The sequence below is a fragment of the Anoxybacillus sp. P3H1B genome (assembly GCF_001560855.1).
GTDB lineage: Bacteria > Bacillota > Bacilli > Bacillales > Anoxybacillaceae > Anoxybacteroides > Anoxybacteroides rupiense.
The window spans coordinates 34286-58560 of the sequence record NZ_LPUG01000027.1; the positions used below are offsets into that span (position 1 = coordinate 34286).

At 43.0% G+C, this 24275-nt stretch carries 25 protein-coding genes, 3 pseudogenes, 3 CRISPR repeat arrays and 1 riboswitch (1 of these 32 cut by a window edge); of the genes and pseudogenes, 19 read left to right on the top strand and 9 right to left on the bottom strand.

The genetic code is table 11. The annotated features are described in order from the left end of the window. A CRISPR array of direct repeats spans nt 1-1243; the repeat unit is 30 nt; unit sequence GTTTTTATCTTAACTATGAGGGATTGAAAC; it begins 1114 nt to the left of the window's first position. Between the two features lie 243 nt (nt 1244-1486). Further along, entirely contained in the window at nt 1487-1897 is a 411-nt protein-coding gene (locus AT864_RS15195; protein WP_066150379.1) for a DUF86 domain-containing protein, read from the bottom strand. Continuing rightward, entirely contained in the window at nt 1887-2294 is a 408-nt protein-coding gene (locus AT864_RS15200; protein WP_066150382.1) for a nucleotidyltransferase domain-containing protein, read from the bottom strand. The genes AT864_RS15195 and AT864_RS15200 overlap by 11 nt, the downstream gene beginning before the upstream one ends. A 358-nt stretch (nt 2295-2652) precedes the next feature. Between AT864_RS15200 and AT864_RS15205 the strand changes: the two are divergent. From AT864_RS15205 to AT864_RS18805, 6 genes and pseudogenes are all read left to right on the top strand, one after another. Further along, nucleotides 2653-2948: pseudogene (locus AT864_RS15205) on the top strand (transposase); the annotation flags it as partial. 309 nt (nt 2949-3257) lie between these two features. Continuing rightward, nucleotides 3258-4985 (top strand): DNA-binding protein, encoded by a 1728-nt coding sequence (locus AT864_RS15210; protein WP_066150385.1) that lies wholly within the window; start codon nt 3258-3260, stop codon nt 4983-4985. Between the two features lie 304 nt (nt 4986-5289). Further along, a pseudogene (locus AT864_RS15220) lies at nt 5290-5585 on the top strand (transposase). 8 nt (nt 5586-5593) lie between these two features. Further along, nucleotides 5594-5869 (top strand): IS3 family transposase, encoded by a 276-nt coding sequence (locus AT864_RS17995; RefSeq protein WP_255357515.1) that lies wholly within the window; start codon nt 5594-5596, stop codon nt 5867-5869. A 40-nt stretch (nt 5870-5909) separates the two neighbouring features. Then, nucleotides 5910-6197 carry a DDE-type integrase/transposase/recombinase gene (locus AT864_RS18000; RefSeq protein ID WP_197431030.1) on the top strand — a complete coding sequence of 96 codons (288 nt, stop codon included), beginning with the start codon at nt 5910-5912 and terminating at the stop codon, nt 6195-6197. Nucleotides 6198-6255: 58 nt separating this feature from the next. Then, nucleotides 6256-6426: an IS3 family transposase gene (locus tag AT864_RS18805; RefSeq protein ID WP_369815609.1), complete on the top strand. Its 171-nt coding sequence runs from the start codon at nt 6256-6258 to the stop codon at nt 6424-6426. Between the two features lie 609 nt (nt 6427-7035). Here AT864_RS18805 and AT864_RS18555 read toward each other — a convergent pair. Both AT864_RS18555 and yhfH read right to left on the bottom strand, forming a co-directional pair. Beyond that, nucleotides 7036-7167: a hypothetical protein gene (locus AT864_RS18555; RefSeq protein ID WP_255357516.1), complete on the bottom strand. Its 132-nt coding sequence runs from the start codon at nt 7165-7167 to the stop codon at nt 7036-7038. Between the two features lie 57 nt (nt 7168-7224). After that, nucleotides 7225-7344, bottom strand: coding sequence for a protein YhfH (gene yhfH, locus AT864_RS17750; protein ID WP_080862588.1), 120 nt, complete (start codon nt 7342-7344; stop codon nt 7225-7227). Nucleotides 7345-7741: 397 nt separating this feature from the next. Between yhfH and AT864_RS18010 the strand changes: the two genes are divergently transcribed. The 8 genes from AT864_RS18010 to AT864_RS15255 all read left to right on the top strand — a co-directional run bounded on the left by AT864_RS18010 (nt 7742) and on the right by AT864_RS15255 (nt 14543). Further along, complete coding sequence (locus AT864_RS18010) at nt 7742-7900, top strand: hypothetical protein (protein ID WP_156450550.1); 159 nt, start codon at nt 7742-7744, stop codon at nt 7898-7900. Between the two features lie 199 nt (nt 7901-8099). Then, nucleotides 8100-8624 carry a phosphatase PAP2 family protein gene (locus tag AT864_RS15230; RefSeq protein WP_066150396.1) on the top strand — a complete coding sequence of 175 codons (525 nt, stop codon included), beginning with the start codon at nt 8100-8102 and terminating at the stop codon, nt 8622-8624. A gap of 22 nt (nt 8625-8646) precedes the next feature. Beyond that, the gene (locus AT864_RS15235) at nt 8647-9789 is read left to right on the top strand and encodes a glycosyltransferase family 1 protein (RefSeq protein ID WP_066150400.1); all 1143 of its coding nucleotides are present in this window, start codon (nt 8647-8649) and stop codon (nt 9787-9789) included. A 344-nt stretch (nt 9790-10133) separates the two neighbouring features. Next, a CRISPR array of direct repeats spans nt 10134-10560; the repeat unit is 30 nt; unit sequence GTTTGTATCTTAACTATCAGGGATTGAAAC. Nucleotides 10561-10673: 113 nt separating this feature from the next. Further along, nucleotides 10674-10913 (top strand): IS3 family transposase, encoded by a 240-nt coding sequence (locus tag AT864_RS18810; RefSeq protein ID WP_156450551.1) that lies wholly within the window; start codon nt 10674-10676, stop codon nt 10911-10913. A gap of 303 nt (nt 10914-11216) precedes the next feature. Further along, nucleotides 11217-12197 carry an ATP-binding cassette domain-containing protein gene (locus AT864_RS15240; RefSeq protein ID WP_066150433.1) on the top strand — a complete coding sequence of 327 codons (981 nt, stop codon included), beginning with the start codon at nt 11217-11219 and terminating at the stop codon, nt 12195-12197. After that, the gene (locus AT864_RS15245; protein WP_066150407.1) at nt 12187-12960 is read left to right on the top strand and encodes an ABC-2 family transporter protein; all 774 of its coding nucleotides are present in this window, start codon (nt 12187-12189) and stop codon (nt 12958-12960) included. The genes AT864_RS15240 and AT864_RS15245 overlap by 11 nt, the downstream gene beginning before the upstream one ends. A 2-nt stretch (nt 12961-12962) precedes the next feature. Beyond that, entirely contained in the window at nt 12963-13751 is a 789-nt protein-coding gene (locus AT864_RS15250; RefSeq protein ID WP_066150410.1) for an ABC transporter permease, read from the top strand. A 123-nt stretch (nt 13752-13874) separates the two neighbouring features. Continuing rightward, nucleotides 13875-14543, top strand: a complete 669-nt coding sequence (locus tag AT864_RS15255) for an SOS response-associated peptidase (protein ID WP_066150414.1) — start codon at nt 13875-13877, stop codon at nt 14541-14543. 310 nt (nt 14544-14853) lie between these two features. Here AT864_RS15255 and AT864_RS18815 read toward each other — a convergent pair. From AT864_RS18815 to AT864_RS15275, 4 genes and pseudogenes are all read right to left on the bottom strand, one after another. Beyond that, nucleotides 14854-15971: pseudogene (locus AT864_RS18815) on the bottom strand (MFS transporter). 172 nt (nt 15972-16143) lie between these two features. Then, nucleotides 16144-16977 (bottom strand): MetQ/NlpA family ABC transporter substrate-binding protein, encoded by an 834-nt coding sequence (locus AT864_RS15265; protein ID WP_066150417.1) that lies wholly within the window; start codon nt 16975-16977, stop codon nt 16144-16146. A 41-nt stretch (nt 16978-17018) separates the two neighbouring features. After that, entirely contained in the window at nt 17019-17684 is a 666-nt protein-coding gene (locus tag AT864_RS15270) for a methionine ABC transporter permease (protein ID WP_044741901.1), read from the bottom strand. Continuing rightward, nucleotides 17674-18687: a methionine ABC transporter ATP-binding protein gene (locus AT864_RS15275; RefSeq protein ID WP_066150420.1), complete on the bottom strand. Its 1014-nt coding sequence runs from the start codon at nt 18685-18687 to the stop codon at nt 17674-17676. The genes AT864_RS15270 and AT864_RS15275 overlap by 11 nt, the downstream gene beginning before the upstream one ends. A gap of 160 nt (nt 18688-18847) precedes the next feature. Further along, nucleotides 18848-18956: riboswitch (SAM riboswitch) on the bottom strand. Between the two features lie 350 nt (nt 18957-19306). Between AT864_RS15275 and rpmG the strand changes: the two genes are divergently transcribed. From rpmG to AT864_RS15300, 5 genes are all read left to right on the top strand, one after another. Beyond that, entirely contained in the window at nt 19307-19456 is a 150-nt protein-coding gene (gene rpmG, locus AT864_RS15280) for a 50S ribosomal protein L33 (protein ID WP_066150423.1), read from the top strand. 38 nt (nt 19457-19494) lie between these two features. Beyond that, nucleotides 19495-19752 carry a type B 50S ribosomal protein L31 gene (locus AT864_RS15285; protein ID WP_044741903.1) on the top strand — a complete coding sequence of 86 codons (258 nt, stop codon included), beginning with the start codon at nt 19495-19497 and terminating at the stop codon, nt 19750-19752. 415 nt (nt 19753-20167) lie between these two features. Beyond that, nucleotides 20168-20659: a CRISPR direct-repeat array (repeat unit 30 nt; unit sequence GTTTGTATCTTAACTATGAGGAATTGAAAC). A 579-nt stretch (nt 20660-21238) separates the two neighbouring features. Continuing rightward, nucleotides 21239-22039, top strand: a complete 801-nt coding sequence (locus AT864_RS15290) for an enoyl-CoA hydratase/isomerase family protein (protein WP_066150426.1) — start codon at nt 21239-21241, stop codon at nt 22037-22039. A 140-nt stretch (nt 22040-22179) separates the two neighbouring features. Next, entirely contained in the window at nt 22180-23055 is an 876-nt protein-coding gene (locus tag AT864_RS15295; RefSeq protein WP_066150430.1) for a PaaX family transcriptional regulator C-terminal domain-containing protein, read from the top strand. Nucleotides 23056-23144: 89 nt separating this feature from the next. Next, nucleotides 23145-24128: an MBL fold metallo-hydrolase gene (locus AT864_RS15300; RefSeq protein ID WP_066150436.1), complete on the top strand. Its 984-nt coding sequence runs from the start codon at nt 23145-23147 to the stop codon at nt 24126-24128. A gap of 66 nt (nt 24129-24194) precedes the next feature. Here AT864_RS15300 and AT864_RS18820 read toward each other — a convergent pair. Continuing rightward, on the bottom strand, nt 24195-24275 hold an 81-nt coding region (locus tag AT864_RS18820), incomplete at its 5' end, for an IS3 family transposase (RefSeq protein ID WP_369815612.1).

Below are 24275 nucleotides of genomic sequence, written 5' to 3' on the forward strand. Positions count from 1 at the left end.
AGGGATTTGTTCGTGTTTTTATCTTAACTATGAGGGATTGAAACTCTGAACACTGCTTGAGGATATGCAGAGATAACTCGCGTTTTTATCTTAACTATGAGGGATTGAAACTACTTGAGGTCTTACCGAACGGTATCAAGGAAACGGTTTTTATCTTAACTATGAGGGATTGAAACTTTTGCTTTCAAGAGTTAAATCGTAAAGATCGCCCGTTTTTATCTTAACTATGAGGGATTGAAACCCATTGCAGCTTCAAAAAGCTCCCTGTAGTGCTCGACGTTTTTATCTTAACTATGAGGGATTGAAACTAGTGTATGGAGAGCCTTAAAAAGACAGAATTTGTGTTTTTATCTTAACTATGAGGGATTGAAACTCAGTTCTTCCACGGCTGCCGGCGTCCCTTTGTGCGTTTTTATCTTAACTATGAGGGATTGAAACTCCGACCGCTCGAATCAAAATTTCCATCCGGCCGCCGTTTTTATCTTAACTATGAGGGATTGAAACAAAAAGAATGGATTTCGGCATATCAAATTGCATGCCTTGCGTTTTTATCTTAACTATGAGGGATTGAAACTAAAAAATTTTTGACCCGCCCCTCCCCGTATATCCTGTTTTTATCTTAACTATGAGGGATTGAAACATGCGCACGCGGCAGGCTTTGAGGATGTGCAAACATCTGTTTTTATCTTAACTATGAGGGATTGAAACGATAAAGAAGAGAACGTGGTATTAGACAATTCTTATGTTTTTATCTTAACTATGAGGGATTGAAACAATGTGGGAATGCAGGCGGGAATATGCGCGAGCATGTTGTTTTTATCTTAACTATGAGGGATTGAAACTGAAGTAATCAAACCTTTCCGTGATAAACATACCGGTGAGTTTTTATCTTAACTATGAGGGATTGAAACATTGATGCGTTGGCGCTCATTCTCCACTCTCGCACGCGTTTTTATCTTAACTATGAGGGATTGAAACCGGACTCTCCCCCCAGGTTCTAATCCACCATTTCTGTTTTTATCTTAACTATGAGGGATTGAAACACAGTCCAACATCCGTTGTAGTCTTCAGCCAGTTGAGTTTTTATCTTAACTATGAGGGATTGAAACTTAAATACATGAGAGAAAAAGGATTTAAGAACGGAGTTTTTATCTTAACTATGAGGGATTGAAACTTGCAGAGCCGATTTTAAGAGGTGTTCCGTTTAACGCGCGTTTTTATCTTAACTATGAGGGATTGAAACATAGTTGGTCGATTTACAATGAACCCATAAGCTGAAACACAAGGAGGCGATAAATAAGTTATACTGAGGACATGGAGAAGCGGAATCGATATACAGCAGGATGTAAGACGAAGGTCGTACTGGAAGTGCTGAGGGAAGAGCAGACGGCAAATTGAGCGCGATGGAATAATGATTTGTCCCTATCTTGAATTATGTCTTTGCTTAAATAACATGCTCGGACGGCGCGCATCTGCACCGCCCGCTTCACTGTTCATAAAAAAGAATCGCTTTCGTGAACTCGGTAAAGTCGGTTAGATGGTGATCAAGTATTTTTTGCAAAATTGTCAAATTAATCTCCTGGTAGTCGTGAACAGCGATGTTTCTAAATCCGACCATCGCTTTCATTTTTTGTGAAAGAAAAGGAGTGATGATGCCGTGCTGTTCTAAAAGAGAAAAAGCGTCTCGACTGTTTTGGGGGAGGCCTAGCTTTTTCTGTGCGACCATGTGCATCGCCAGGCCGATGCTTGCTTCACATGCTCGTTGGAGATTTAAGATCATAGAGTCTTGCTTCGTGTAGTTTTCTAAATTTTTCGGGTTGTTCTCATATTCTTCGTGAATGCGCTTTATGCACCGCTCGATCACGCTAATTTTATTTAAAATGACATCATTTTTCATAAACCGACCCGCTTTCATTAATGTTTCGCAAGATTTCCATGCGTTCTTCATTCAATTTTGCGTACATCTTCAAGGCTCTCCATTCATATTCGGCTTTTTTCTGTTCATTTGTACAATAGATGACTTTGCCATTACTGACCACTTGCGCCTGAAACACGGTGCTTGCTTGTTTGAGGTCCACAAGATCGACGTCCCGGTGCAGTCTGGATGCCAATTCTTGCGCAACCATAAATCGTTCATAATGATCCAATTGTTTTTGGTCGCTGAGAAAAGCGATATCAATGTCGCTGTCTTGATGAACATGTCCTGTAACCGTTGATCCAAACAAATAAATCAAATATGGGGACACCGTTTCGATCAACACTTCAATAATGATTGGCTCGATCTGTTCCGTCAATACCGTCCCTCCTTTTCTTCGTCGCAATCCGGGTCATTTTCTTTCATTATATTACTTTTTATTTCCTGCCTCAAACTTTGCGTAAAACGATAGTTTAACGAAAAATTCTCCTCAAGTTTCTGGCTTAAAAGTGAAGCCCCTTAGTCCGGTGTTTTATCATCTTCCCTTGTTTTGCAATCCCCCCTTAAGTTTGGGAACCATCATTCATACCCTCTTCTCTTGTTTTCTTATATAATGAACTGTAGATGAGCAAATTCGCTAACATAAATTGACAACCAAACAAAAAAGGAGACAAGAACCCGATTCCTTGATTAGAATAGATGTGCCACCAAACCATTCACAAGGAGGTTCATGTCTCATGAATAGACTAGCGCATCATCAAGGAATTCACAAGTTTTTCACGACGTTGGGGTTAGCGCTTTATTTCTCGAAACGGTTCTGAAGCATCTCGTTCACATGGTAGATGCGATGATCACGAAAGGTTGTTCAGGAACGTTGACCGATCTTCATCATGAGAGTTTTCATCCGAATCACCGCACGACACTGAGCCATTTTTTCACGAAAAGTCCGTGGGATGAAGAAACATTGCTTCGCCAACTCCGGCAATGGGTGCTCCATCGTGTCGAACGCAGCGCGAAACGAGAGAATCACCCTTTTTTGTTTCAATCGCAACGCCCATATCGCTATAAGAAGGATGGCGTCTAGGCATGCGGCGCCCTCGATGCTGACAAAGGGATGGGAAGGTTGAAAGTCCAGCAAATATGCGGGTAAAAAGTTGCTGTCGTTCGGTTCAAGCATGTGCTTGAGCAAAAAAGTTTTATTTTTGTTTTCCTAGCGTGGTGGTTGGAAATAAAGGAGAGAGCAGACAATAATGAAAGGTGGGGACTTGTCGGTAAAAAATGTGAAACTTTTCTTTTGTTCGTACGTATAAAACAAGTAGCGATACATAAAAGGAGGGGCATCATGAATGGGACTTTGATTGCGACAGCGGCCGCTATGGCTTTTTATGCGGCGGGGTTATTATTCGTTGTCCTGTTTTCTTCTGTGAAAAAGGTACGGACGTTGAAACTGGGGGCTATTCTTTTTGTGGGCGGTTATGTAATCACGGCCGTTATTTTTTATTTTCTGATGCCGACGATTACGGTTCCGAACATGCTGCTGGCGAATTTAATGACGGCCGGCGTGCTCTTGCCGCTGCTGCTCTATGCGGTCCGTCCCGATCAAAAATTTGAAGCGCGCGTGGCCACTCCCATTATGTTTCTTTTTGGCTTGGGGTTGGTTGGGCTGCTGGTGACGTTTGTGTTAGGCTTTACCGCATTGGGGACGGCCCACGAAACCATCACCTACCAAGAAAAAGACGAGGCTGAACCGCTTTCGAAGGAAGAGACGCCGATTGCGGTCGCTCCGGAGTTTGCTAGAAATAAAATTCAAAAAGCGATGAGCGTCGTTCCCAACACGCAATTTTTTGATTTAGGAAAATTGCAGGTGCAAAAAGTGAATGGAGAAGTCGTTTATGTGGCTCCGGTCGAGTTTGCGGGATTTTGGAAATTTTTAAGAGGGCAAGAAACAGCCGGATATTTCACGATTTCCGCGACAGATGTGAGCGGGCAGCCACAGTTTCATGAAAGTCCGATGAAATATACGAATTCCAGCTATTTACACCACTATATTCAGCGGGTCATTTACAATGAATATCCGCACTATATTCAAAGCGGGGAGGCGCAAATCGAAGTCGACGATAATGGGAAACCATGGTATGTTCAAACAGTATACCGGCCGCTTCATTTTACAAACCGGCCGGATTTTGATGAAATCAAGGTGGTTGTCATCGACCCGGAAACAGGGAAAATGGAAATGTACGATACGGAGAAAGCGCCGGAATTTATTGAAGGCTCAGTTAGTTCCGAGATGGCGACGATGGAAAACCATTATTTTGGGAAGTATGTCCACGGCTGGCTGAATAGCGTGTTTGGGAAAAAAGATGTCAAAATTCCGAATAAATCGGGCACCGAATCAGAAGTGACGCCGATTTTCAACAACAAAGGGGAAATGCTTTATTTTACAGATATGACATCACCTAAAGAAAACATTGATTCGGCTTTAGGGTATACATTGATTGATGCGCGAACGGGCGAACTTGTTTACTATAACGGCGAAAAAAACAACGGGATCATGGATAGTGAAGGGGCAAAACAAATTGTCAATAAAGAATTTCCAGAGAAAAAATGGGAAGGTTCCATGCCTGTTCTTTATAATGTCGACGGCCATCCAACGTGGATCGTCAATGTGCTTGATCCGAATGGTTTGTTGAAACAATATGCCTATATTAAAGCGAATGATTCCGATTTTGCCGTTTTTGGCGATACGGCGAAGGAAACATTGGACGCCTACCGCATGGCGCTGATGCAAGATCCGGGAAATATCGGCGCGACGGAAGAAACGGTAACCGAGCCGGTGGAAGGAGTAGTCAGTCGCGTTTCTGTCACTTCTTCTGAAAAAGGGCAGGTTGTCTATTTCTTACTGGAAAATGACACCACCATTTATATTGTCAATGCGAGCAAGTTTCCGCTGGCTATTTTCTTAGAAAAAGGCGACCGCATTAAAGCAAGGGCACAAGTATTGGATAATGAAACGGCCACGATCGAAGACTTGACGATTGAAGGATTGACAGGGGCTTCCAGCGCAAGATAGAAAAACCGCAAATTTCTCACAGGTGCTTGTCCGTTTGGGTTGCCCAGGCTGGACGGCACCTTTTATATCCGCCCGTGGGCAACAAAAAGGATGGCATTTTGAAAAAACCGAAAAATTCATTGACAGAAAAGTGTTTGCGGGCATTCTTTTTTCGGCAGATCGAAGGCTTAAACCGTTTAAAAAACCTCCTTTTTCCAACAAGCTTTTTAATCGCCGGGGCCGTCCTGATGGTTGATATGATCCCCTTATAGTAGACAGAAAAAAGAAAGCCAATTAATCTGTCTACTATGGAGGGGATTTTTCTATGGGGAAAATACGAAAAACATATGATGCAAAGTTTAAAAAGAAAGCCGTGGATTTATATTTAGAAGAGATCATGGGATACAAAACGGTGGCGAAAGAATGGGGGATTAGTCCTTCCATGGTACGTCGATGGGTGAAACGCTATGAACAGGAAGGAATACAAGGTCTGGAGGAAACCCGGGGCAAAGCGAAAGGACGAAATAAAGGAAGACCGAGAACTCGCCAGAAGATCCTGAAACGAAAATCAAACGTCTTGAGGCGGAAGTAGAAATGCTAAAAAAGCTCTTAAAGATGTGAAAGGTGGAATGGAAGTAGTAACAGCTCACAAGAAGTTCGCGATCATTCAAGAAATGGCCGAGTGTTACGATTCGATTCAACTATTATGTGAAATAGCAGGCGTGTCTCGAAGCGGATATTACAAGTGGGTAAAACGACAGGAACGCCCTTCTCAGAAGCACTTGGAAGACGAGCAGCTAAAGGAAAAAATCCAAGAGTGCCATGAAGAAGCGAAAGGAATCTATGGGTATCGGAGAGTCCAAGTTTGGCTGAAACGGAAACACAAACGGGATATCCAACCATAAACGAGTACAAAGGCTGATGAGGGAGATGGGAATCCGGACGGTGATTCGGAAGAAACGGCCTTATTACGGAAAGAAAGAGCCTTATGTGATTTCGGACAACCATCTAAACCGAGATTTCCATGCGTCAAAGCCAAACGAGAATTGGGTGACGGATATGACCTATTTAATTTTTAATGGGCCAAAGCTCTATTTGTCCGCCATTAAAGATCTATACAACAATGAAATCGTGGCCTACCATATCAGTCAAAGAAATGACATCAAACTGGTCATCGACACGCTAAAAAAGGCCATAAAAAAAACGGAATGTAAATGGACTCCTCCTCCATAGTGATCAGGGGTTCCGGTATACATCCCATCAATACAACAACCTATTAAAAAGATACAATATAAAGGCCAGTATGTCCAGAAAAGGAAACGGTTTAGACAATGCCTGCATAGAAAACTTCTTCCACCATTTCAAGGCCGAGTGTTTCCATCTGTACGCTTTCCGCACGTTCGAAGAAGTGAAGGATGTCGTACACAAATATATTCGTTTTTATAACCACCATCGTTTCTAAAAGAAATTACACAACCTGAGTCCTTATGAATATCGGACTCAGGCTGCTTAAATGTGCTTTTTTATTCCTGTCTACTTGACAGGGGTCACTTCAATACACGGTTGCTCTTTTTATTTTTTTATAAGGAAGATGGTTTAATAAAGTTTATCAAAGAGAGTGCGTTTGATCTGACCTACAAAGAATCAAACTCTTTGCTTCCAGTTTGTTTTGAAATAGTTGATGGATTGGGATGTTTATTTTCTTTTGGGGAGATGGGGAATGAAAAGTCAATCTGTTATCGGGGGCATTGAGAAGCTTTCGCAGTTGAGTTTAGATTTTCATAATGATCTTATGATTTTTCTTTCAGCACTGAGAAAGGCGAGATCATGCTGGACACATCCTGCTGCGGTTGGCCCAAGCAGATAAATGATAGATAAGAAGGCTGATTCACTGAACAGTTCGATCATGAGGGGTTCGATTGGTTCTGTCAACTCCCTCTTTTTTGCGCGATTATATGATTTTTTTACTTCGAAGGAATGGCAAAATCCCCTGTTCAACTCTATTGGCGGAATGAACAGGGGATGACAAGCTTACAGCGGGATTTTTCTTCATTTTTTCGCTCCGTTTCATTCATTGACTCAGCATCATTTGAATTTGCTCAGGTGTTAAATTATGAATAAATTCAATTGGATCAATCGCTTGAATTCCAAACTCCTCGCATTTTTCCAAATATCGTAGATAAGCTTGTTCATACATTTCCATCTGATGCTGTCCCCCTTTTTGTCGTTTGTTTGCTGTTGTTTAGAGATAGCGGCTCTGTTATTCTTCCTGTTGGCTCATGCATTTTTCGCATTCATATAAATAGGATTCGCGCTGTTCTACAATTTCTTCCCCGCATTCTTGGCATTGCTTTGGCGGTAACGGATGGAATGTTAACATGCTGGTAGCTCCCTTCCTGTTTTCAATTTGTTGATTATATTGTATTATAACAGATATCAAAAATCAATATCTGTTATATAATTAATTTAAAAATTTTTTGCCATCTTGATCTTCAAAACAAAGAGATGCATGAAGTTTTGAAGGACAAATCCCCTGAAGCTTTGTTACTCGTAAAACAAAAGAAAGTCCACATATTTGCTGTCCAGTCTCAAGCCTTAGCAGACACGATCCGTTTTCCGCGTTTTTTGCCGTGTTGAATGTTTGTAAAAAGAGTGTAAGGCTTGTTATTTTTGTTTATATTTACTGTAAATTTAAACATTATTGGAATAAAAAACCTTATAATGGTACCGAAGAGGCCCAGATGTATAGGGTCTATAGAATCATGGGGGGAATGGCGATGAAAGCAAAGCAAGCGTTATTACTCAAAGTGGGGGCATCATTATTAACCATTATGCTATTGGGAGCATGCAACAATGAAGAGGATCAACCAGATAATGGAACGAATCAGACAGAAGAAACGGACGAAAATACAGAGCAGTCAGAGGATAATCAATAAACAAACGGAAAAGGCGGCTATTTTCTTTTAGCCGCTTTTTTCATCGAACGATTGAAAAAGGGGGTTCAAATGATCATGGTTAGGTGAAGCGAGGGAACCATCGGCTCAGAAAAAAATTTACAATTTATTCTCATTTCCTCAACATTTCTGTTTTAATCTGAAGATGTAGCACTTTCTTTAAAAAGGAGTTTGACGCGCGATGACAAAGCTTTTACAGCAGGCTTACACGTTGGAATGTCGGATGTTCCGAACCATTAATCGTTATTTTGACTACCAATGGCTCAATATTTATTTTCGATTGGTTACACATGTTGGCGGTGCCACTTTTTCGATTGTCGCTGTGCTGCTGGCGATGATTTTCTTTGAGCAGGAGTGGCGCATGACGGCGGTTGCCAGCGCGTGTGCTTTAGCCGCCAGTCACATCCCTGTTGCTGTGATGAAGCGCCTCTATCCGCGGCCGCGGCCATACGTTGTTTTATCGGAAGCAAAGGTATATGGTCCGTTAAAAGATCATTCATTCCCTTCTGGGCATACAACAGCTGTATTTGCGATCGTCATTCCATTTGTTTTCGCATTGCCTGTTTTGTCGTTTGGTCTTTTACCGATTGCTTTCAGTGTGGCCATTTCTCGAATTTATTTAGGGCTTCATTATCCTTCTGATGTTTTGGCTGGCTGTTTGCTTGGAACAGCTGCCGGTGCGTTTGCTTTTTACTTGCTTCTTTAAATGCTGAAGAGGAGGGGCTCGCATGAGAGTTGCGCTTTTTACGGATACGTTTGTGCCTGAAATCAATGGTGTGGCGCGGACATTAAAGCGCCTAACCGATTTTTTTGAAAAGAAAAACATCGAATACAAAGTGTTTGCGCCGGAAATCCCAGATTACCCGTTCTTTCATTCCCGCATTCACCGCTTGAGCAGCTTTCGTTTCTTTTTATATCCGGAATGCCGTGTGGCCGTTCCGAATGTGTTGCAAATGAAAGCGGAGCTACAAGCTTTTCAGCCTCATCTTATCCACGTTGCTACCCCTTTTAACATCGGGCTTTGCGGTTTGCATTATGCAAAAAAAATGCAAGTTCCCCTAGTCGGATCGTACCATACAAATTTTGATCACTATTTGCGTTATTACGATTTACAATTTCTCTCGAATTTTTTATGGCGCTACATGCATTGGTTTCATCGTTCAATGCAAAAAATCTTTGTTCCATCACAGGATACAATAGAGCAATTAAAGCGGCGTGGCTTTACGAATTTGCATCTTTGGCCACGCGGGGTTGATTGTTCACTGTTTCATCCTTATTATCATCAGCGTGAAGTGAGAGAAAAGTATAACATTGATGAAAAATATCTTCTTGTTTATGTTGGCAGAATAGCGGTAGAAAAAGATGTCCAGCTTTTGCCTGAAATCGCTAAACGTCTGCCGGAATCATTACGGGATCACGTTCACTGGCTGGTGGTCGGCGATGGTCCGTTAAAGGAGGAGATGCAGCAGCGTGCACCAGAACGTATGACCTTTGTTGGCTATTTGCAAGGAAGCGACTTAGCGAAAGTGTACGCGGCGGCCGACTTATTTGTGTTTCCGTCGGCGACGGAGACCTTTGGAAATGTCGTGTTAGAATCGTTAGCGAGCGGCACGGCTGTGATTGGCGCCAACAGCGGCGGTGTGAAAAGCATTATGCAGCACGGAGCATTCGGCTATTTATGTGAGCCGGGAGCGATCGATGAATTTGCGGCTGCCATTGTCCGCTTTCTGTCAAACGACACACAACGAAAACAAATGGAGCTTGCGGGGCGCGCCTATGCACTCACCCAAAATTGGGAGGTTATTTTTGAAAACTTAATTTCTGAATATGAAAAAGTATGGCGCCACCATGCGGAGAGGCTACATGCATAGCGTGTGGGGAGACAAACAAAAGAATAAGTTTATATACTTTCGATTCATTACAAACTCAAGATGTATTGATATCACTAGCGATGTTTATTTTATGTGTTTTCCGCAACTGATCAAGATCAGGGTTAATTTGCCAGTTTGGCTTCATGCACCAGAAGGATGACAAGCTTCTGATGAAAGCTGTCGTCGACCTCCAATGCTGCTAAAATCCCTAGGAATCGACGACAGTTTATTTTTATAAAAAATCTTGGCACAATCAGCAATTGCCCCCATTTCTGATTTTCGCTATAATAAAACCAACCATTCCCCCAACGAGAGAAACACGGCAACATCAACATTTTTTTGGGGTTTGTATCTTAACTATCAGGGATTGAAACTGATGAATGGATTCTAGATGAAACAGGGGGTAATTCGTTTGTATCTTAACTATCAGGGATTGAAACTCCACTCGTACAAGAAGAGTCAATCATCGAACTAGACGTTTGTATCTTAACTATCAGGGATTGAAACCGAAGAATTGCTGAAACGCGAAGGAATTCGCGAAATGTTTGTATCTTAACTATCAGGGATTGAAACACTTAAACGAGCCTATTAGTACAGTTAAGGATCATCGTTTGTATCTTAACTATCAGGGATTGAAACGCTCGCAACCTTCTATTTTTTCTCCTCCTTTCCTTACGTTTGTATCTTAACTATCAGGGATTGAAACTTTTCTAATTCGAAGTCCGAAAGAGCCTTTCGAGCGTTTGTATCTTAACTATGAGGGGTTGAAACGACATCAAATTGGTCATCGACACGCTAAAAAAGCTATAAAAAAAACGGAATGTCAATGGACTCCTCCTCCATAGTGATCAAGGATTCCAATATACATCCGTTGATACAACAACGTGCTAAAAAAATACAATATAAAAGCCAGTATGTCCAGAAAAGGAAACGGTTTGGACAATGCCTGCATGGAACACTTCTTCCTCCATTTCAAGGCAGAGTGTTTCCGTCTGTACGCTTTCCGCACGGCCGAAGAAGTGAAGGATGCCGTACACCAATCTATTTGTTTTTATAACCATCAACGTTTCCAAAAGAAATTAACTAACCTGAGTCCTTATGAATATCGGACTCAGGCTGCTTAAATGTGCTTTTTTATTCCTGTTTACTTGACAGGGGTCTCTTCACCTTGGAGTGCTTTTTTATTTTAAGAAGGTGGCGGGGAAGGGAACGACATTTACGGAAGCGGTATCGAATTCCTCCTTCTTGCATCCATGGTTTGCTGGGGACGTGGATGAAATGCTTGCATAAACGTATGATTTTTGTAAAATATCAACTAGAATGCCATTTGTTTTATGGAAAGGACAACGTCGGGCTTCGATGATGAGGAAGCCTGTTTTTTGTTGGGCGATAGGTGGCTTCAAAAGTGGCGTTGGAGGGTGGACATGATGATTGAAGTTCAGCATTTGCATAAATCATTTCGCGTTCATGTTCGACAGGCGGGGTGGCTGGATGCGGTCCGCCATTTATGGAAGCGGCAGTATCAGGTAGTCGAAGCGGTGAAAGATATTTCATTTACCATTCCAAAAGGAGAAATTGTTGGGTTTTTAGGCCCGAATGGAGCAGGAAAGACAACGACGATGAAAATGCTCGCTGGGCTGCTTCACCCGACATCGGGAAAGATGAATGTTGGAGGATTTGTTCCGTTCGAGCAGAGGCCGGAGTTTAAAAAAATGATGAGTTTGGTGATGGGACAAAAAAGTCAGCTGATTTGGGATATTCCGCCCATGGAAACCTTTTTAGTCAATAAGGCGATTTATGAAATCGATGACCGCACCTTTCGTCGGACGCTTGATGAATTAGTGGAACTGTTGGAGCTACAGCCGCTACTAACAAAACCGACGAGAAGCTTGTCGCTTGGGCAGCGGATGCGCTGTGAGCTGGCTGCGGCTTTATTGCACCGGCCGGCCATTTTATTTTTGGATGAGCCAACGATTGGCCTTGATGTCCATACACAGGAAAAAGTCCGGCGTTTTATTGCGGAATATAATCGTGAGCACCAAACGACCATTTTATTAACATCGCATTATATGGGAGATGTGACTGCACTGTGTGACCGCATTATGATGATTAACTACGGCCAGCTGATTTATGACGGAGAATTGTCGGTGTTAACGGAAAAGCTGGCGCCATACAAACGGCTTGAGGTGCGCTTTTCTGAAGTGCCGAATGCGCGCTGGGAAGATTATGGGGAAGTGGCAGAAATCGAGGACAGCCGGGTGGTATTGCGGGTTAATCGCGAGAGGGTAGCTGAAGTGTCGGCGCATTTCTTGCAGCATTTCCACGTTCATGATATTAACATTCAAGATCCGCCGATGGAAGAAGTGATTACGCGCGCCTTCCAGGAGGAGTTGTCCCATGGTTCGTAAATATGCTGCTCTTTTACGGATGAAGTACATGGAAATGCTGGCTTACCGCCTAGCTACGATTGTATGGATGACCGGGGCTATCACTCAGCCCTTGATTACGATGGCTGTTTGGATCAACATTGATCCATCGCAAAGCGATGCGTTCTTTTTTTACTTTATGGCCGTGATTTTTGTAGAAAGAATGACAAGTGCATGGGATGTTTGGGAGCTCGATCGCGAAATTCGCGAAGGGACATTTTCCAACTATATCATCCGGCCGTTGCATCCGATCCATTGGGCGATTGCGGAGAATGTAGTGTATAAGCTATTATTTCTTGTTATTTTAATACCGATATGGGCGGGGGCGGCGCTGTTTGTGTCGGCACTGCGCGTTGAGATATCAATGAGTCAGCTGTTGTTATTTTTGGCGGCGGTGTTGATGGGGGCGCTGCTTCGTTTCTTGCTTAGCTATACTTGCGGGCTGCTTGGTTTTTGGATAACAAAAGTTGCGGCCATCTACAGCGTGCTGGAAGTTATCTCTTTATTTTTATCAGGGAGAATAGCGCCATTATCGATGCTTCCACCGCTTTTGCAGCAATGGAGCATTTTCCTGCCCTTTCGTTACATGATCGGTTTTCCGATTGATCTGATCAGCCAAGCCGCTAATGGTCATGAGGTGCGCCAGGGCTTTATGATCGCATCGGTTTGGGCCGTGATATTCATTATGATGCTTCAATGGATCTGGAAAGCGGGATTAAAGAAAAATCAAGCGGTGGGTGGTTGATCATGGGCAGATACTGGCGAATTTTCCGCGAATTTTTCCGAGCGTGCTTTGTTGAAGAGCTGGAATATCGTAGCGAGTTTCTTGGGAATCTGGTTTCCAGCTTTTTTGGCATTGGGATTGCGATTTTGACCATCCATATCTTTTTTTATCAGACCGATCGGCTTGGAGGATGGACATATACAGATGTACTTGTGCTGCTCGGCGTCTTTAATACATTGAAAGGCTGGATCGATTTTGCTTTGCGCCCCAATATGCCGCGCTTGCTTGAGCACGTTCGCCGCGGCACGCTTGATTATATTTTAACCAAGCCTGTTGATAGCATGTTTTATGTGAGCTTTCGTCATTTAGTGTTTTGGCGGTTGATTGATGTTGCTCTTGGCCTCGGTCTGATCGTCTATGGACTAGCGGAAAAGCATTATATGCCATCATTGGTTGATATACTCGTTTTTCTGATCACGATGGCTTCGTCGCTTGTATTGATTTATTCGTTATGGATGATGCTGATGACGACTTCGTTTTGGGTGATCCGCATTGATGATTTATCTTTTATTTTTGATTCCTTCTTTGAAACGGCGCGGTTTCCGATCGGCATGTACCGCGGCTGGGTGCGCGTGATTTTGACTTATGTGCTGCCAGCGGCGGTGATTACGAATATGCCGGCTTTATCGTTGCTGGGAAAATGGAATATGGCGACTGCGCTTATTGCTGGATTGCTGGCTGTTGTGTTTTTATGGCTGGCACGTCGCTTTTGGCGGTTTGCATTGCGTTCGTATACAAGTGCAAGCAGCTGAGGAAAGCGCAAGGTAGAGAAAACGGATGGACATAATGGAGCAAAAGACGAAAGGGAGCGCGCATATCGCTCCCTCTTAGTGTTATACTTGTACATAAGTATATATTTAAAGGAGGGGATTGGGATGTGCGGACGTTTTTCGTTGGCGGCTGATATGGAGCAGTTGCAAGCGTTGTTTCATTTTGTTTTTCCTGAACCGCTATCGCCCCGTTTTAACATCGCTCCAAGCCAGGCGGTGCTGACGGTTGTTGAAGAGAATGGGATGAGGATCGGAAAAATGATGAGGTGGGGGCTCGTGCCCGCTTGGGCGAATGATCCGAAAATTGGCTGGAAGATGATCAATGCGAGAGGCGAGACCGTCGATGAAAAAGCGAGTTTTCGTCAAGCGTTGAAACGGCGCCGTTGTTTAATTTTAGCGGACGGCTTTTACGAATGGAAAAAGGAAGGGACGAACAAAATTCCGTATCGTTTTACGTTGCGAAATGGTGAGCCTTTTGCTTTTGCAGGGCTGTGGGAAAAATGGGACAAGCAAGGGACGGCGTTGTATACATGTACCATTATTACAACGGAAGCAAACGAATTGGTCAGCCCCATTCATGAGCGGATGCCGGTCATTTTGCCGCCAGAGCAGCATGAAGCATGGCTGGATGCAAAGCTAGAGGATACCGATTATGTGAAATCGTTGCTTAAGCCATATGCCGCGGCAAAGATGAGCATGTATGAAGTAGCTTCGATTGTCAATTCACCGAAAAATGATGTTCGTGCATGTCTGGAGCCGATTCATAGTCAATGAGAGGAAGGGAACTTGCACGTTCTTATCCTTTTAAGGACGAAATGAATGATCTTTGGAAGAGTGTAGGTTGGAAAAATATGTATGATCTTGCCGTTGTCATCGATTCGTGTGATCAAGGTGAACTCTTTTTCGAGCCTCGGCCGCCCGACTCTACTAGACGACATTGAGGAAACTTACATTCGGAAGGTTTGTTTTAGGGATTGAAGCATGGGGGAACGCTAGCGGAAACAGAAGATCGGCCGGCGTTTTTTATTGAAGGAGAAAGCGGCAACGCTTTTAGGAAGAACGAGATAGCAGACAGGACGAACACTTATTGGAGATGCTTTTGGGCATATCCAATCACCGGATAGCTTAACAGCAGCAAAGCAATGATAAACGCGATCACACCCAACCAATGAAAATGCATCCAAAAACAACCTCCTGCTGTCCCCGCTAAGCTCGACCCTACATAATAAAATAGCAGATAAAGAGAAGCTGCTTGTGCTTTATAGAGCCTTGTGCATTTGCCAATCCATGTGCTGGCGATCGAATGGCAGCCAAAAAAGCCAAACGTAAATAGTGAAAGCCCAATCAGCTTTATCGCAACAGAAGGAATAAGGGTAATAGCGGCACCGAGAATGGCGATAGACTTAATGTGGGCGCATATCCAGATAAATCGGCTTTTTTCCCATAAAAACAGAGCTGAAGCTTCCGAATAAGTACACCATAAACAAAAATCCAAGCACGGATAGACTTAATGAGTATGGCGGTTCACTTAATAAAAAGCTAATATAGTTGTACAGTGTCACAAACTCTCCCATAAATAAAAAGCCGAGCATAATCAGCGACATCAGCGGTTTATTGCGCAAATGGACAACATAGGCCGCCAAAGCCGTTTTGCCGCTAGACGGCTTTGGGGCAGAATGGCGCGGCGCCGGCAGGATCACGGCGAAAATAACGCTTAATAAAAGCGAAAAGGCTCCTATGGAAAACAGTGCGGTCCGCCATGAAAACCAATCGGTTAATAGCCCGATCGCTATTCGTCCAGCCATGCCTCCAATGCTGGTTCCGCTAAATAAAGCCCCATCGCTTTGCCAATTCCTTCTGCTTGAAATTCCTCCGTAATATAAGCCATTGCTAAAGAGGGGCCGCCGGCAGCTGCCATACCGAGTAACGCGCGCGCAAGCACAAGAGAAGGAAAGTGGGAGAGTAGCGCGCTTGCCATCGTTAATAACGATGTTAACAGCAACGAGATGGTCATCACTCTCTTTTTTCCAGCGCGATCCGAGTACTCGCGGCAAGGAGAATGATAATGGCTAATGCACCGGTCGATACAGACATGGCTAAGCTAGCTGAAGCGGCAGAAATGTGAAAGGTTTTTGCGAACAGCGGCAAGAGCGGCTGAGCCGTATATAAGCTGGCGAAGGTGACAAAACCGCCCAAAAACAGCGCCTAGCTTGCTTTGCTAGATTCTGTACTGCCTCCTTGAATGTGTATCAATAGTTCTCGCCTCTTTATTGTTCTTCGATCTATTTTTACTATAATGGTTCGATGGCGAAACGTCTATTTCCATGCTGTGAAAAAGACACACGCCGTGAGGAGACGGCGTGTATGGGAGAAGTTATTGTTTTCGTTCCAGCATCCATTTTGGCTTTCCAAAGCCTTTGAAATTTTGGTCGATCACTTTTTCAAATTCTTTTGATTGAACCACTGCTTGGATATCTTTGACAAACGGTTGATTTAAATCTTTTGTATTCACAACGATGCGATTGCGATAATCATCCGGCATATTTTCTAGGGCAAGAGCGTCATTTAAGTCCATTTTTGCCGCTAAAGCGAAGTTGCCGGGCACCGCCGCCAAATCGACGCTTTCAACTGTCCGCGGCAATTGCCCTGCTTCAATCGGTTTAAATTTAAGGTGCTTGACATTTTCTTTGATATCTTTTTCCGAAACAGTGAGCGGATTGACGGATGAGTCAAGCTGGATCAGTTTTTGGTCTTGTAAGATTAGTAGTGCTCTTGCCAGGTTCGTAGGATCATTCGGAATCGCCAGTTCGCTTCCATCCTTGATTTCATTTAGTGATTTAAATTTTTTTGAATAAATCCCCATTGGAGCAGTTGGAACAATAATGACTTCAGAAAGATCAAGATGATGCTCTTTAGCGAATGTCTCCATATAAATTTTATGCTGGAATAAATTAGCGTCTAAATCGCCATTGGCTAAAGCTAAATTTGGTTGAATGTAGTCGCTGAATTCCACTACTTTGACTTTATATCCTTTCTTTTCTAACAGCGGTTTGATCGCTTGGTTGACCATGTCGCTGTATGGACCGGAAGTTGCGCCAATCGTCAGCTCTTTTTTCTGCGTGCTTCCGGAAGCAGCTTCTTTATTGCCGCATGCCGCTAAAAGTGAAAAGGAAAGAAGGCAAATAAGTAAAACCAGTCGTTTTTTCATGTTGAAATCCCCCTTGATTATTTTATCGATTGCGTTGTTTTTTACCGTTTATCGACAAGACGGGCGATGCGTTCACCGCTAAATTGAATGATTTGAACAAGACAAATTAAAACAACGATCGTTGTAATCATCACCGTATTGTCATAGCGATAATAGCCAAAACGGATCGCTAAGTCGCCAATGCCCCCGCCGCCGACAATGCCGGCCATGGCAGAATATCCGACTAAGCTAATCGTTGTAATGGTGATCCCGTGGACGATGCCCGGGCGAGCTTCCGACAGCAGTACATCTTTAATAATCATCCACGGCGTAGCCCCAACGGCAATTGCTGCTTCAATCACTCCCTTCTCAATTTCTCGCAATGAGGTTTCTACCATTCTTGCGAAAAAAGGAATGGCGGCAACCGACAGCGAGACAGAGGCAGCAGTAGGACCGATGGTGGTTCCGGTAATCAGTCTTGTCAGCGGCAGCAGCCCGACGAGCAAGATGACAAACGGAATCGAACGAATCAGATTGACCGCAAAGCCTAGAACGGATTTGACGATGTTATTTTCTAAAAAAAGGCCCCGATCCGTGACGAAAAGCAGAATCCCCAACGGAAGTCCAATAAGGATCGCGATACAAAGAGAGATGGCGACCATATAAATCGTTTCTAAAAACGCTTTGTTTAGTTCAGGAATAAGATCGATAAGAGCATTAAGCAGCATGCGCAATCACTTCCAATCCATTGGTTCTTTCGGAAATATAATCGAGCGCTCGTTCAATTTCTTTGCGCTCTCCTGTCAGCTCCATGATAAAGACGCCGAGCGGGATGTTTTGAATATATTCGATTTTCCCGTGTAAGATATTGCCTTTCACTTTAAAGGTTTGCAACATATCGGAAACGATCGCTTCTTCGGCGCTCTCTCCCTTGAATAAAATTTTCACCATCGTTCCTGTCCGTTTTTGCAACAGATGGTCAGGAACTTCAAATTGCAGGATGCTATTGATGAAAGATTTCGTTAATTCCTCCTTTGGATTGGTAAAAAGCTCATATACCGTTCCTAATTCTATAATTTTTCCATTTTGCATAACCGCGACGCGATCGCATATATCTTTCACTACCTCCATTTCATGGGTAATCAATACAATAGTGATGCCTAATTCGCGATTAATTTTTTTCAACAGTGTCAAAATGGATTTGGTTGTGCTTGGATCGAGTGCCGATGTTGCTTCATCGCACAAAAGGACATTGGGATCATTCGCAAGCGCCCGCGCGATGCCGACTCGCTGTTTTTGTCCGCCGCTCAACTGGGCAGGGTAGGCATCTCGCTTGTCAGACAGACCGACTATGTCTAGCAACTCATTGACTCGTTTCTCTATTTCCTCCTTCGGTTTGTTAGCGGCTTTTAAAGCGAATGCGATATTTTCAAAAACTGTTTTTGAACTGACAAGATAAAAATGTTGAAAAATCATTCCGATTTTTAGACGCGCTTGCCGTAGCTGTTCGCTGTTTAAAGATGTTAAATCAACGCCGTCTATCATAATTTGTCCAGATGTCGGCCGCTCCAAAAGGTTGAGGCAGCGCAGCAACGTGCTTTTGCCGGCGCCGCTATAGCCGATGACGCCAAAAATTTCTCCAGCTTGGATGGTCAAAGAGACGTGATCGACGCCGATGACTTGCCTGTTTTTCGATGTGTAAATTTTAGTTACATCCTTGATTTCAATCATCACTTTCCCCCCTGAGAGTCGAGCTTTTTTAAAAAGAATGGAATTTGCAAAAAGTCTCGCGATGGCTCTTTTCATATGGTAACGAAAATTTTTGCATGGACCTCCATATAAAAGAAAAAACCTCTTTCACTCAGAAAGAGGCATCGGTATGTAAATACCAGACTTATCTTTCAGAATGAAAGCCATTCTGCAGGATGTGGCACCGTTCCCGATTGCGGGAGGTTGCCGGACGTCATTGGGCCTGTTCCCTCGGTCGCTCTTGATAAGCAGTTTGTTTATGGAATTTTTATACTCATCATAATTCCGATAAAGCTGATTGTCAATATCGGTTTTTATGAAAAAAAGATAAAAACGCTTACATTATAGGGAAAATAAGAAAAAATTTTTATTTATAGATGGCCCGAAAGTAAATCTATATTTGTCCACAAAAGGAGAAGAGAGAACGACAAAGCGATCGTCAACTTTTAGGATTTTTTCTCTAAGCTATGAGAGGGCGAATCTGACTTTCTTTCTTGACGATTGACAGTTGCTTATTTTTTTGATAAGTTGAATATGTTAAATCGTAATTATTACGATTTAATGGTGTATCAAATATTTTCAGTTTGGAGGGATCTTAGGCATGAGAGTAAAAGTTATTTTACAGTGCACAGAGACAGGTGACCGTAACTATATCACGACAAAAAATAAACGAAATAATCCAGAGCGCTTAGAACTAAGAAAATATTCACCACGTTTAAAGCGCTATACGCTGCATCGCGAAACGAAGTAGCGCTTTGCTGAAAATAATCTAAAGGAAGTGATTCTCAAATGAAGCCAGGCATTCATCCTAACTATCAAAAAGTGGTTTTTATGGATGTCAACAGTGAATATAAATTTTTAAGCGGATCGACCAAATCTTCTAACGAAACGATCGTATGGGAAGACGGGAATACATATCCGCTTATTAAAGTGGAAATTAGTTCAGATACGCACCCCTTTTATACTGGGAAACAAAAATTTACGGACCGTCGCGGAAGAGCTGAACAATTTATGAAAAAATATCATTTGCAGCAGCAAGATAAATAATGGAAGGATAAAGCCGTACGAGACCGACCGGGAGCCAATGGTTTTATTGATGAGGGAGAAAAAATTGTTTCTCATAAACTGTTGAGTAAAAAAAGAGGATTTCTATATAAACCCAGTCTGCCTTTCCAGATGCGCCCGTTTAAAATTTTACTGGGATGAATTGATAAGCCGGATTGATATAGCTTATTGGTCATGCGATCCCCTTCGGATCGCTACGGGGTCTGAACAAAGCACAGATAAAAAATAAAGTCGTCGACCTCCAATGGCGTAAAAATCCCTGGAGATCGACGACACATACATTTTGAATGAAACGGTTGTCCGATCAACCATTGCACAAACATGCACCTCTCGTTATAATAAAACTAACAAATCGTTCCAAAAACCAAAAAGCTTAATCTATCAACATTTGTTGGGGGTTTGTATCTTAACTATGAGGAATTGAAACGTCCCTTTCGATGATAAAGAGAAGTTACTTCCTACAGTTTGTATCTTAACTATGAGGAATTGAAACAAGAGTCGCCGGAAGTGAAATCCGATCCGGTGGCACAGTTTGTATCTTAACTATGAGGAATTGAAACTCGTTTTTGATATAATAAAAGTAACAAAACGATAACAGTTTGTATCTTAACTATGAGGAATTGAAACCATCGAAACGGTTCGTGCTCCGTATGGTGAGATTTAGTTTGTATCTTAACTATGAGGAATTGAAACTTCGAACTCACAGGCGGGTGAGGGGGTTCTAGCCACGTTTGTATCTTAACTATGAGGAATTGAAACTTCTTTGGGACTTGAAATGTATAAGTTGGGATATAAGTTTGTATCTTAACTATGAGGAATTGAAACAAGGGATTAGTTCATCAATCAGTCCATCGGCTATGTTTTTATCTTAACTATAAGAAATTGAAATATCGTGTGGGATGTTAAGGGATTAGCTGAAAAAGAACGCAGAGCCAGTGTATGGTTCTACGTTCTTTTTTATATAACTTAAACGATCGTTACTTTTTTGTTGAAAAAACAACCTATAAAAAATACAGATAGAATATAGATGTATTAAATAAATACAGGATATTTTTTGTTTTATTGTTGACAATATTCAGACAATTAATTATTATGTTTTATATACGATATTTACAAAAACATAATAAAAAGAGGTGCCTGAAAATGGATAGGCAAGAGGCGGTGTATTGCTCGTTTTGTCATTCGGTGGATGTGGCAAAAATGTCTATGTTTGGAACTGCGCAGCTTGTTTCGCAATATTACTGTCATCAATGCAAAAGTGTTTTCGAATGGGTGCGATGGCGGAGGACATTGGATGAAGTAGAGAAAAAGCGATGAAAATCTGAGGGTGCGCTTTGTCTTTTGAACCGCTTGTTAATGGAAAGATTGCTTGTGGAAGGGGGCGAAAGCGGTAATTTTTAATGGATGTTGCAGCATTCATGTGTTCAGTATGGAGCGATGGATGACTAATCTATTTGGAGGGATGGGTATGGCACAAGAAACAGTCACAAAAACGAAAAATTTAACAGTGGTGAAAAACGAAGGGGTGGCGGAAATTCATTTGCACATTAACAAATCCAATTCTTATGATCTCGCCTTTTATCAGGAGCTGAATGCGGCGATCGACGACATTCGGTTTGATCCAAACATAAAAGTGGTTGTGCTAATGAGCGATATGCCGAAATTTTTCTCAGCGGGGGCGGATATCCATTTTTTACGGGCAGCGGATCCACGGTTTAAAACGCAATTTTGCTTGTTCTGTAACGAGACATTAGATAAAATCGCGCGCTCTCCTCAAGTGTATATCGCTTGTTTAGAAGGGCATACGGTTGGGGGAGGACTGGAAATGGCATTGGCGTGCGATCTTCGGTTCATGGGAGAGGAGGCAGGAAAAATCGGACTGCCGGAAGTGACGCTGGGAGTGTTGGCGGGAACAGGAGGCACGCAGCGGCTGGCGCGTCTGGTTGGCTATTCTCGTGCGTTGGATATGAACATTAGCGGGGAGACGGTGACGCCGCAAGAAGCGCTAGAGATGGGACTGGTAAATAGGGTATTTCCACAAGCGGAGACGAGGGAACGGACGTTGGAATATGCGCGGAAGATCGTCAACAGTGCAACTTATGCGGTATCGAATATTAAGCTATCGATTATGAATGGAAAAGAAATGCCGTTAAATGTGGCAATTCGTTACGAAGGGGAGCTACAAAACTTGTTATTCCGTTCGGAGGATGCGAAAGAGGGATTGAGCGCCTTTTTAGAAAAACGCCAGCCAAATTGGAAGGGAATTTAAATGTTTTAGATCACATGTATCGGCCAATCTGGCCGATCTATTTTTTAATTGGCTTTCATCATGCTTGAAAAAATCGGCAAACATTCGTCATAATACATAATAAAGGCGAAAAATTCAAAAAAAGACAGGTGTGAACAGCTATGAAACCAAGAGCGCTCATGTTTACTTTATTTGGGGAGTATATTCAGCATTATGGGAATGAAGTGTGGATTGGCAGTCTCATTCAAATGATGTCTCACTTTGGCATTTCTGAATCGTCCATTCGTGGAGCCGCGCTGCGGATGGTGCAGCAAGAATTTTTTGAGGTGCGGAAAATTGGAAACAATAGCTACTATTCTTTGACTCCAAAAGGAAAGCGGACGATGACGGATGGATTTATCCGCGTCTATTCATTGAAAAACTACAAATGGGATGGCTACTGGCGTATCTTAACCTATTCTGTACCGGAGGAAAAGAGGGAGCTGCGCAATCAAATTCGCAAAGAATTAAGCCTGATGGGGTTTGGTCTTATTTCCCATGGAACGTGGGCAAGCCCTAATCCTGTGGAACAGCAAGTAATGGAATTGATTAGGGATTATCATTTAGACCCATATGTGATTTTATTTACGTCGAGCTCCATTGTATCGCACAGTCATGAGCAATTGATTAAGCGCGGGTGGGATTTTGCGCAAATTGCTAAAGAATATGACCGGTTTATCGACACCTATCAACGAATATATGAAGAATTCCAGCGGCGAGCGTGGAACAATGAGCTGTCTGATCGAGAATGTTTTATTGAAAGGACCAAATTAGTACATGAATATCGTAGCTTTTTCTTTATGGACCCGAGCTTTCCTCATGATTTATTGCCAGATAATTGGAGCGGTACGAAAGCCCGTGAGCTGTTTTTTAATGTGCATCAGCTTTTGGCGGTGCCCGCTATTCGTTATTTTGAAACGCTGTTTGAATCGGCTCCTGACCGTGAGCCGCAATTGAACCGGGAAAAGGCGATCAATCCGTTTATCGGAATGATCTAGCGCATCGTATGATATAGAAGTTGTTTCGCTGAAGGAACTGGATGGACTCGACGGCGGTTGAAATGAGGAAGGCGGATAAGAGAGGGAGGATATTGATGGTGAATATTGAAATAATCCAGGATCATATGTATCGTATTCCGGTTCCTGTGCCATTTCCGATGAAATACGTTTATTGCTATTTATTTCGCGAGGCAGATGGATGGAGCATAGTCGATGCGGGGTTTCATTATCCTGATGCCATCGATACATGGGAAAAAGCATTTCAGCAGCTTCATGTGGATCGCCGGCAGATTCATTCTATTTATTTAACGCATTTTCATCCGGATCACTTCGGATTAGCAGGATGGATGCAGCGGCAGACCGGGGCGCGGGTGTGGATCAGCCGAGAAGATTATGCGATGGCAGAACGCGTCTGGAAAGAAGGGAGCGATCAAGCCGAGCAAGTCGGGGAGGCGTTTAGGCAGCATGGTGTTCCAGATGAATTAGTGAGCCAAATTGAAGAAAGCATGCAAAAACTGGCTCAACACGTTATGCCGCTTCCCTCTCTCTCCATTCTTAATCGCGATGAAGTGATTCTGGGACAAAAGCGATGGAAAGTGATCGAAGTTCCAGGACACAGCGATGGACTGATTAATTTTTACCAACCGGAGTTGCGATATTTGCTTGTGTCCGATCATGTATTGGAACGCATCACCCCCAATATTAGCGTATGGCCGGGAAGCCATCCCAATCCGCTGAAGCGATATGTTTCTTCTTTGCATCGGGTCAAGGAGTTGGATGTAGCGATAGCATTTCCGGCTCACGGAGAAGTGATTCGCTATCTGCGTCAACGAGTGGACGACATCCTGCGTCATCATGAGAAGCGGCTGCATCATATGAAGTCGCTTGCAAGTGAAGGAAAGACAGCCTACGAAGTGGCATTCGCCGTATTTGGACATAAGTCGCTGACGGCCCATCAGTGGCGATTTGCTATTGCGGAAACATTGGCGCATTTAGATTATTTAGTATCACGCGGAGAGCTCCAAAAGGAGAAGCGCAACGGAAGCGTTGTCTATCAATCTGAAGAAAAATAAGGAGAGACTGGCTGCATGGTTTGAACTGCCCCCTGTCAAGTAGACAGTGGAAATAATAAAAATGATCTAAGCGGCTTTAGCTCTATATTCCATAGGGCTAAGGCCATTTAATCGTTTTTGATATCTATCATGATTATAAAACAAATA

Excerpts from the sequence above, each read along its gene's own strand:
- AT864_RS15195 (WP_066150379.1), bottom strand. The coding sequence starts at position 1,897 with ATGAAAAATGATGTCATTTTAAATAAAATTAGCGTGATCGAGCGGTGC.
- AT864_RS15210 (WP_066150385.1), top strand. The coding sequence starts at position 3,258 with ATGAATGGGACTTTGATTGCGACAGCGGCCGCTATGGCTTTTTATGCG.
- AT864_RS17995 (WP_255357515.1), top strand. The coding sequence starts at position 5,594 with ATGGAAGTAGTAACAGCTCACAAGAAGTTCGCGATCATTCAAGAAATG.
- AT864_RS18555 (WP_255357516.1), bottom strand. The coding sequence starts at position 7,167 with ATGGAAATGTATGAACAAGCTTATCTACGATATTTGGAAAAATGCGAG.
- yhfH (WP_080862588.1), bottom strand. The coding sequence starts at position 7,344 with ATGTTAACATTCCATCCGTTACCGCCAAAGCAATGCCAAGAATGCGGG.
- AT864_RS18010 (WP_156450550.1), top strand. The coding sequence starts at position 7,742 with ATGAAAGCAAAGCAAGCGTTATTACTCAAAGTGGGGGCATCATTATTA.
- AT864_RS15230 (WP_066150396.1), top strand. The coding sequence starts at position 8,100 with ATGACAAAGCTTTTACAGCAGGCTTACACGTTGGAATGTCGGATGTTC.
- AT864_RS15235 (WP_066150400.1), top strand. The coding sequence starts at position 8,647 with ATGAGAGTTGCGCTTTTTACGGATACGTTTGTGCCTGAAATCAATGGT.
- AT864_RS15240 (WP_066150433.1), top strand. The coding sequence starts at position 11,217 with ATGATTGAAGTTCAGCATTTGCATAAATCATTTCGCGTTCATGTTCGA.
- AT864_RS15245 (WP_066150407.1), top strand. The coding sequence starts at position 12,187 with ATGGTTCGTAAATATGCTGCTCTTTTACGGATGAAGTACATGGAAATG.
- AT864_RS15250 (WP_066150410.1), top strand. The coding sequence starts at position 12,963 with ATGGGCAGATACTGGCGAATTTTCCGCGAATTTTTCCGAGCGTGCTTT.
- AT864_RS15255 (WP_066150414.1), top strand. The coding sequence starts at position 13,875 with ATGTGCGGACGTTTTTCGTTGGCGGCTGATATGGAGCAGTTGCAAGCG.
- AT864_RS15265 (WP_066150417.1), bottom strand. The coding sequence starts at position 16,977 with ATGAAAAAACGACTGGTTTTACTTATTTGCCTTCTTTCCTTTTCACTT.
- AT864_RS15270 (WP_044741901.1), bottom strand. The coding sequence starts at position 17,684 with ATGCTGCTTAATGCTCTTATCGATCTTATTCCTGAACTAAACAAAGCG.
- AT864_RS15275 (WP_066150420.1), bottom strand. The coding sequence starts at position 18,687 with ATGATTGAAATCAAGGATGTAACTAAAATTTACACATCGAAAAACAGG.
- rpmG (WP_066150423.1), top strand. The coding sequence starts at position 19,307 with ATGAGAGTAAAAGTTATTTTACAGTGCACAGAGACAGGTGACCGTAAC.
- AT864_RS15285 (WP_044741903.1), top strand. The coding sequence starts at position 19,495 with ATGAAGCCAGGCATTCATCCTAACTATCAAAAAGTGGTTTTTATGGAT.
- AT864_RS15290 (WP_066150426.1), top strand. The coding sequence starts at position 21,239 with ATGGCACAAGAAACAGTCACAAAAACGAAAAATTTAACAGTGGTGAAA.
- AT864_RS15295 (WP_066150430.1), top strand. The coding sequence starts at position 22,180 with ATGAAACCAAGAGCGCTCATGTTTACTTTATTTGGGGAGTATATTCAG.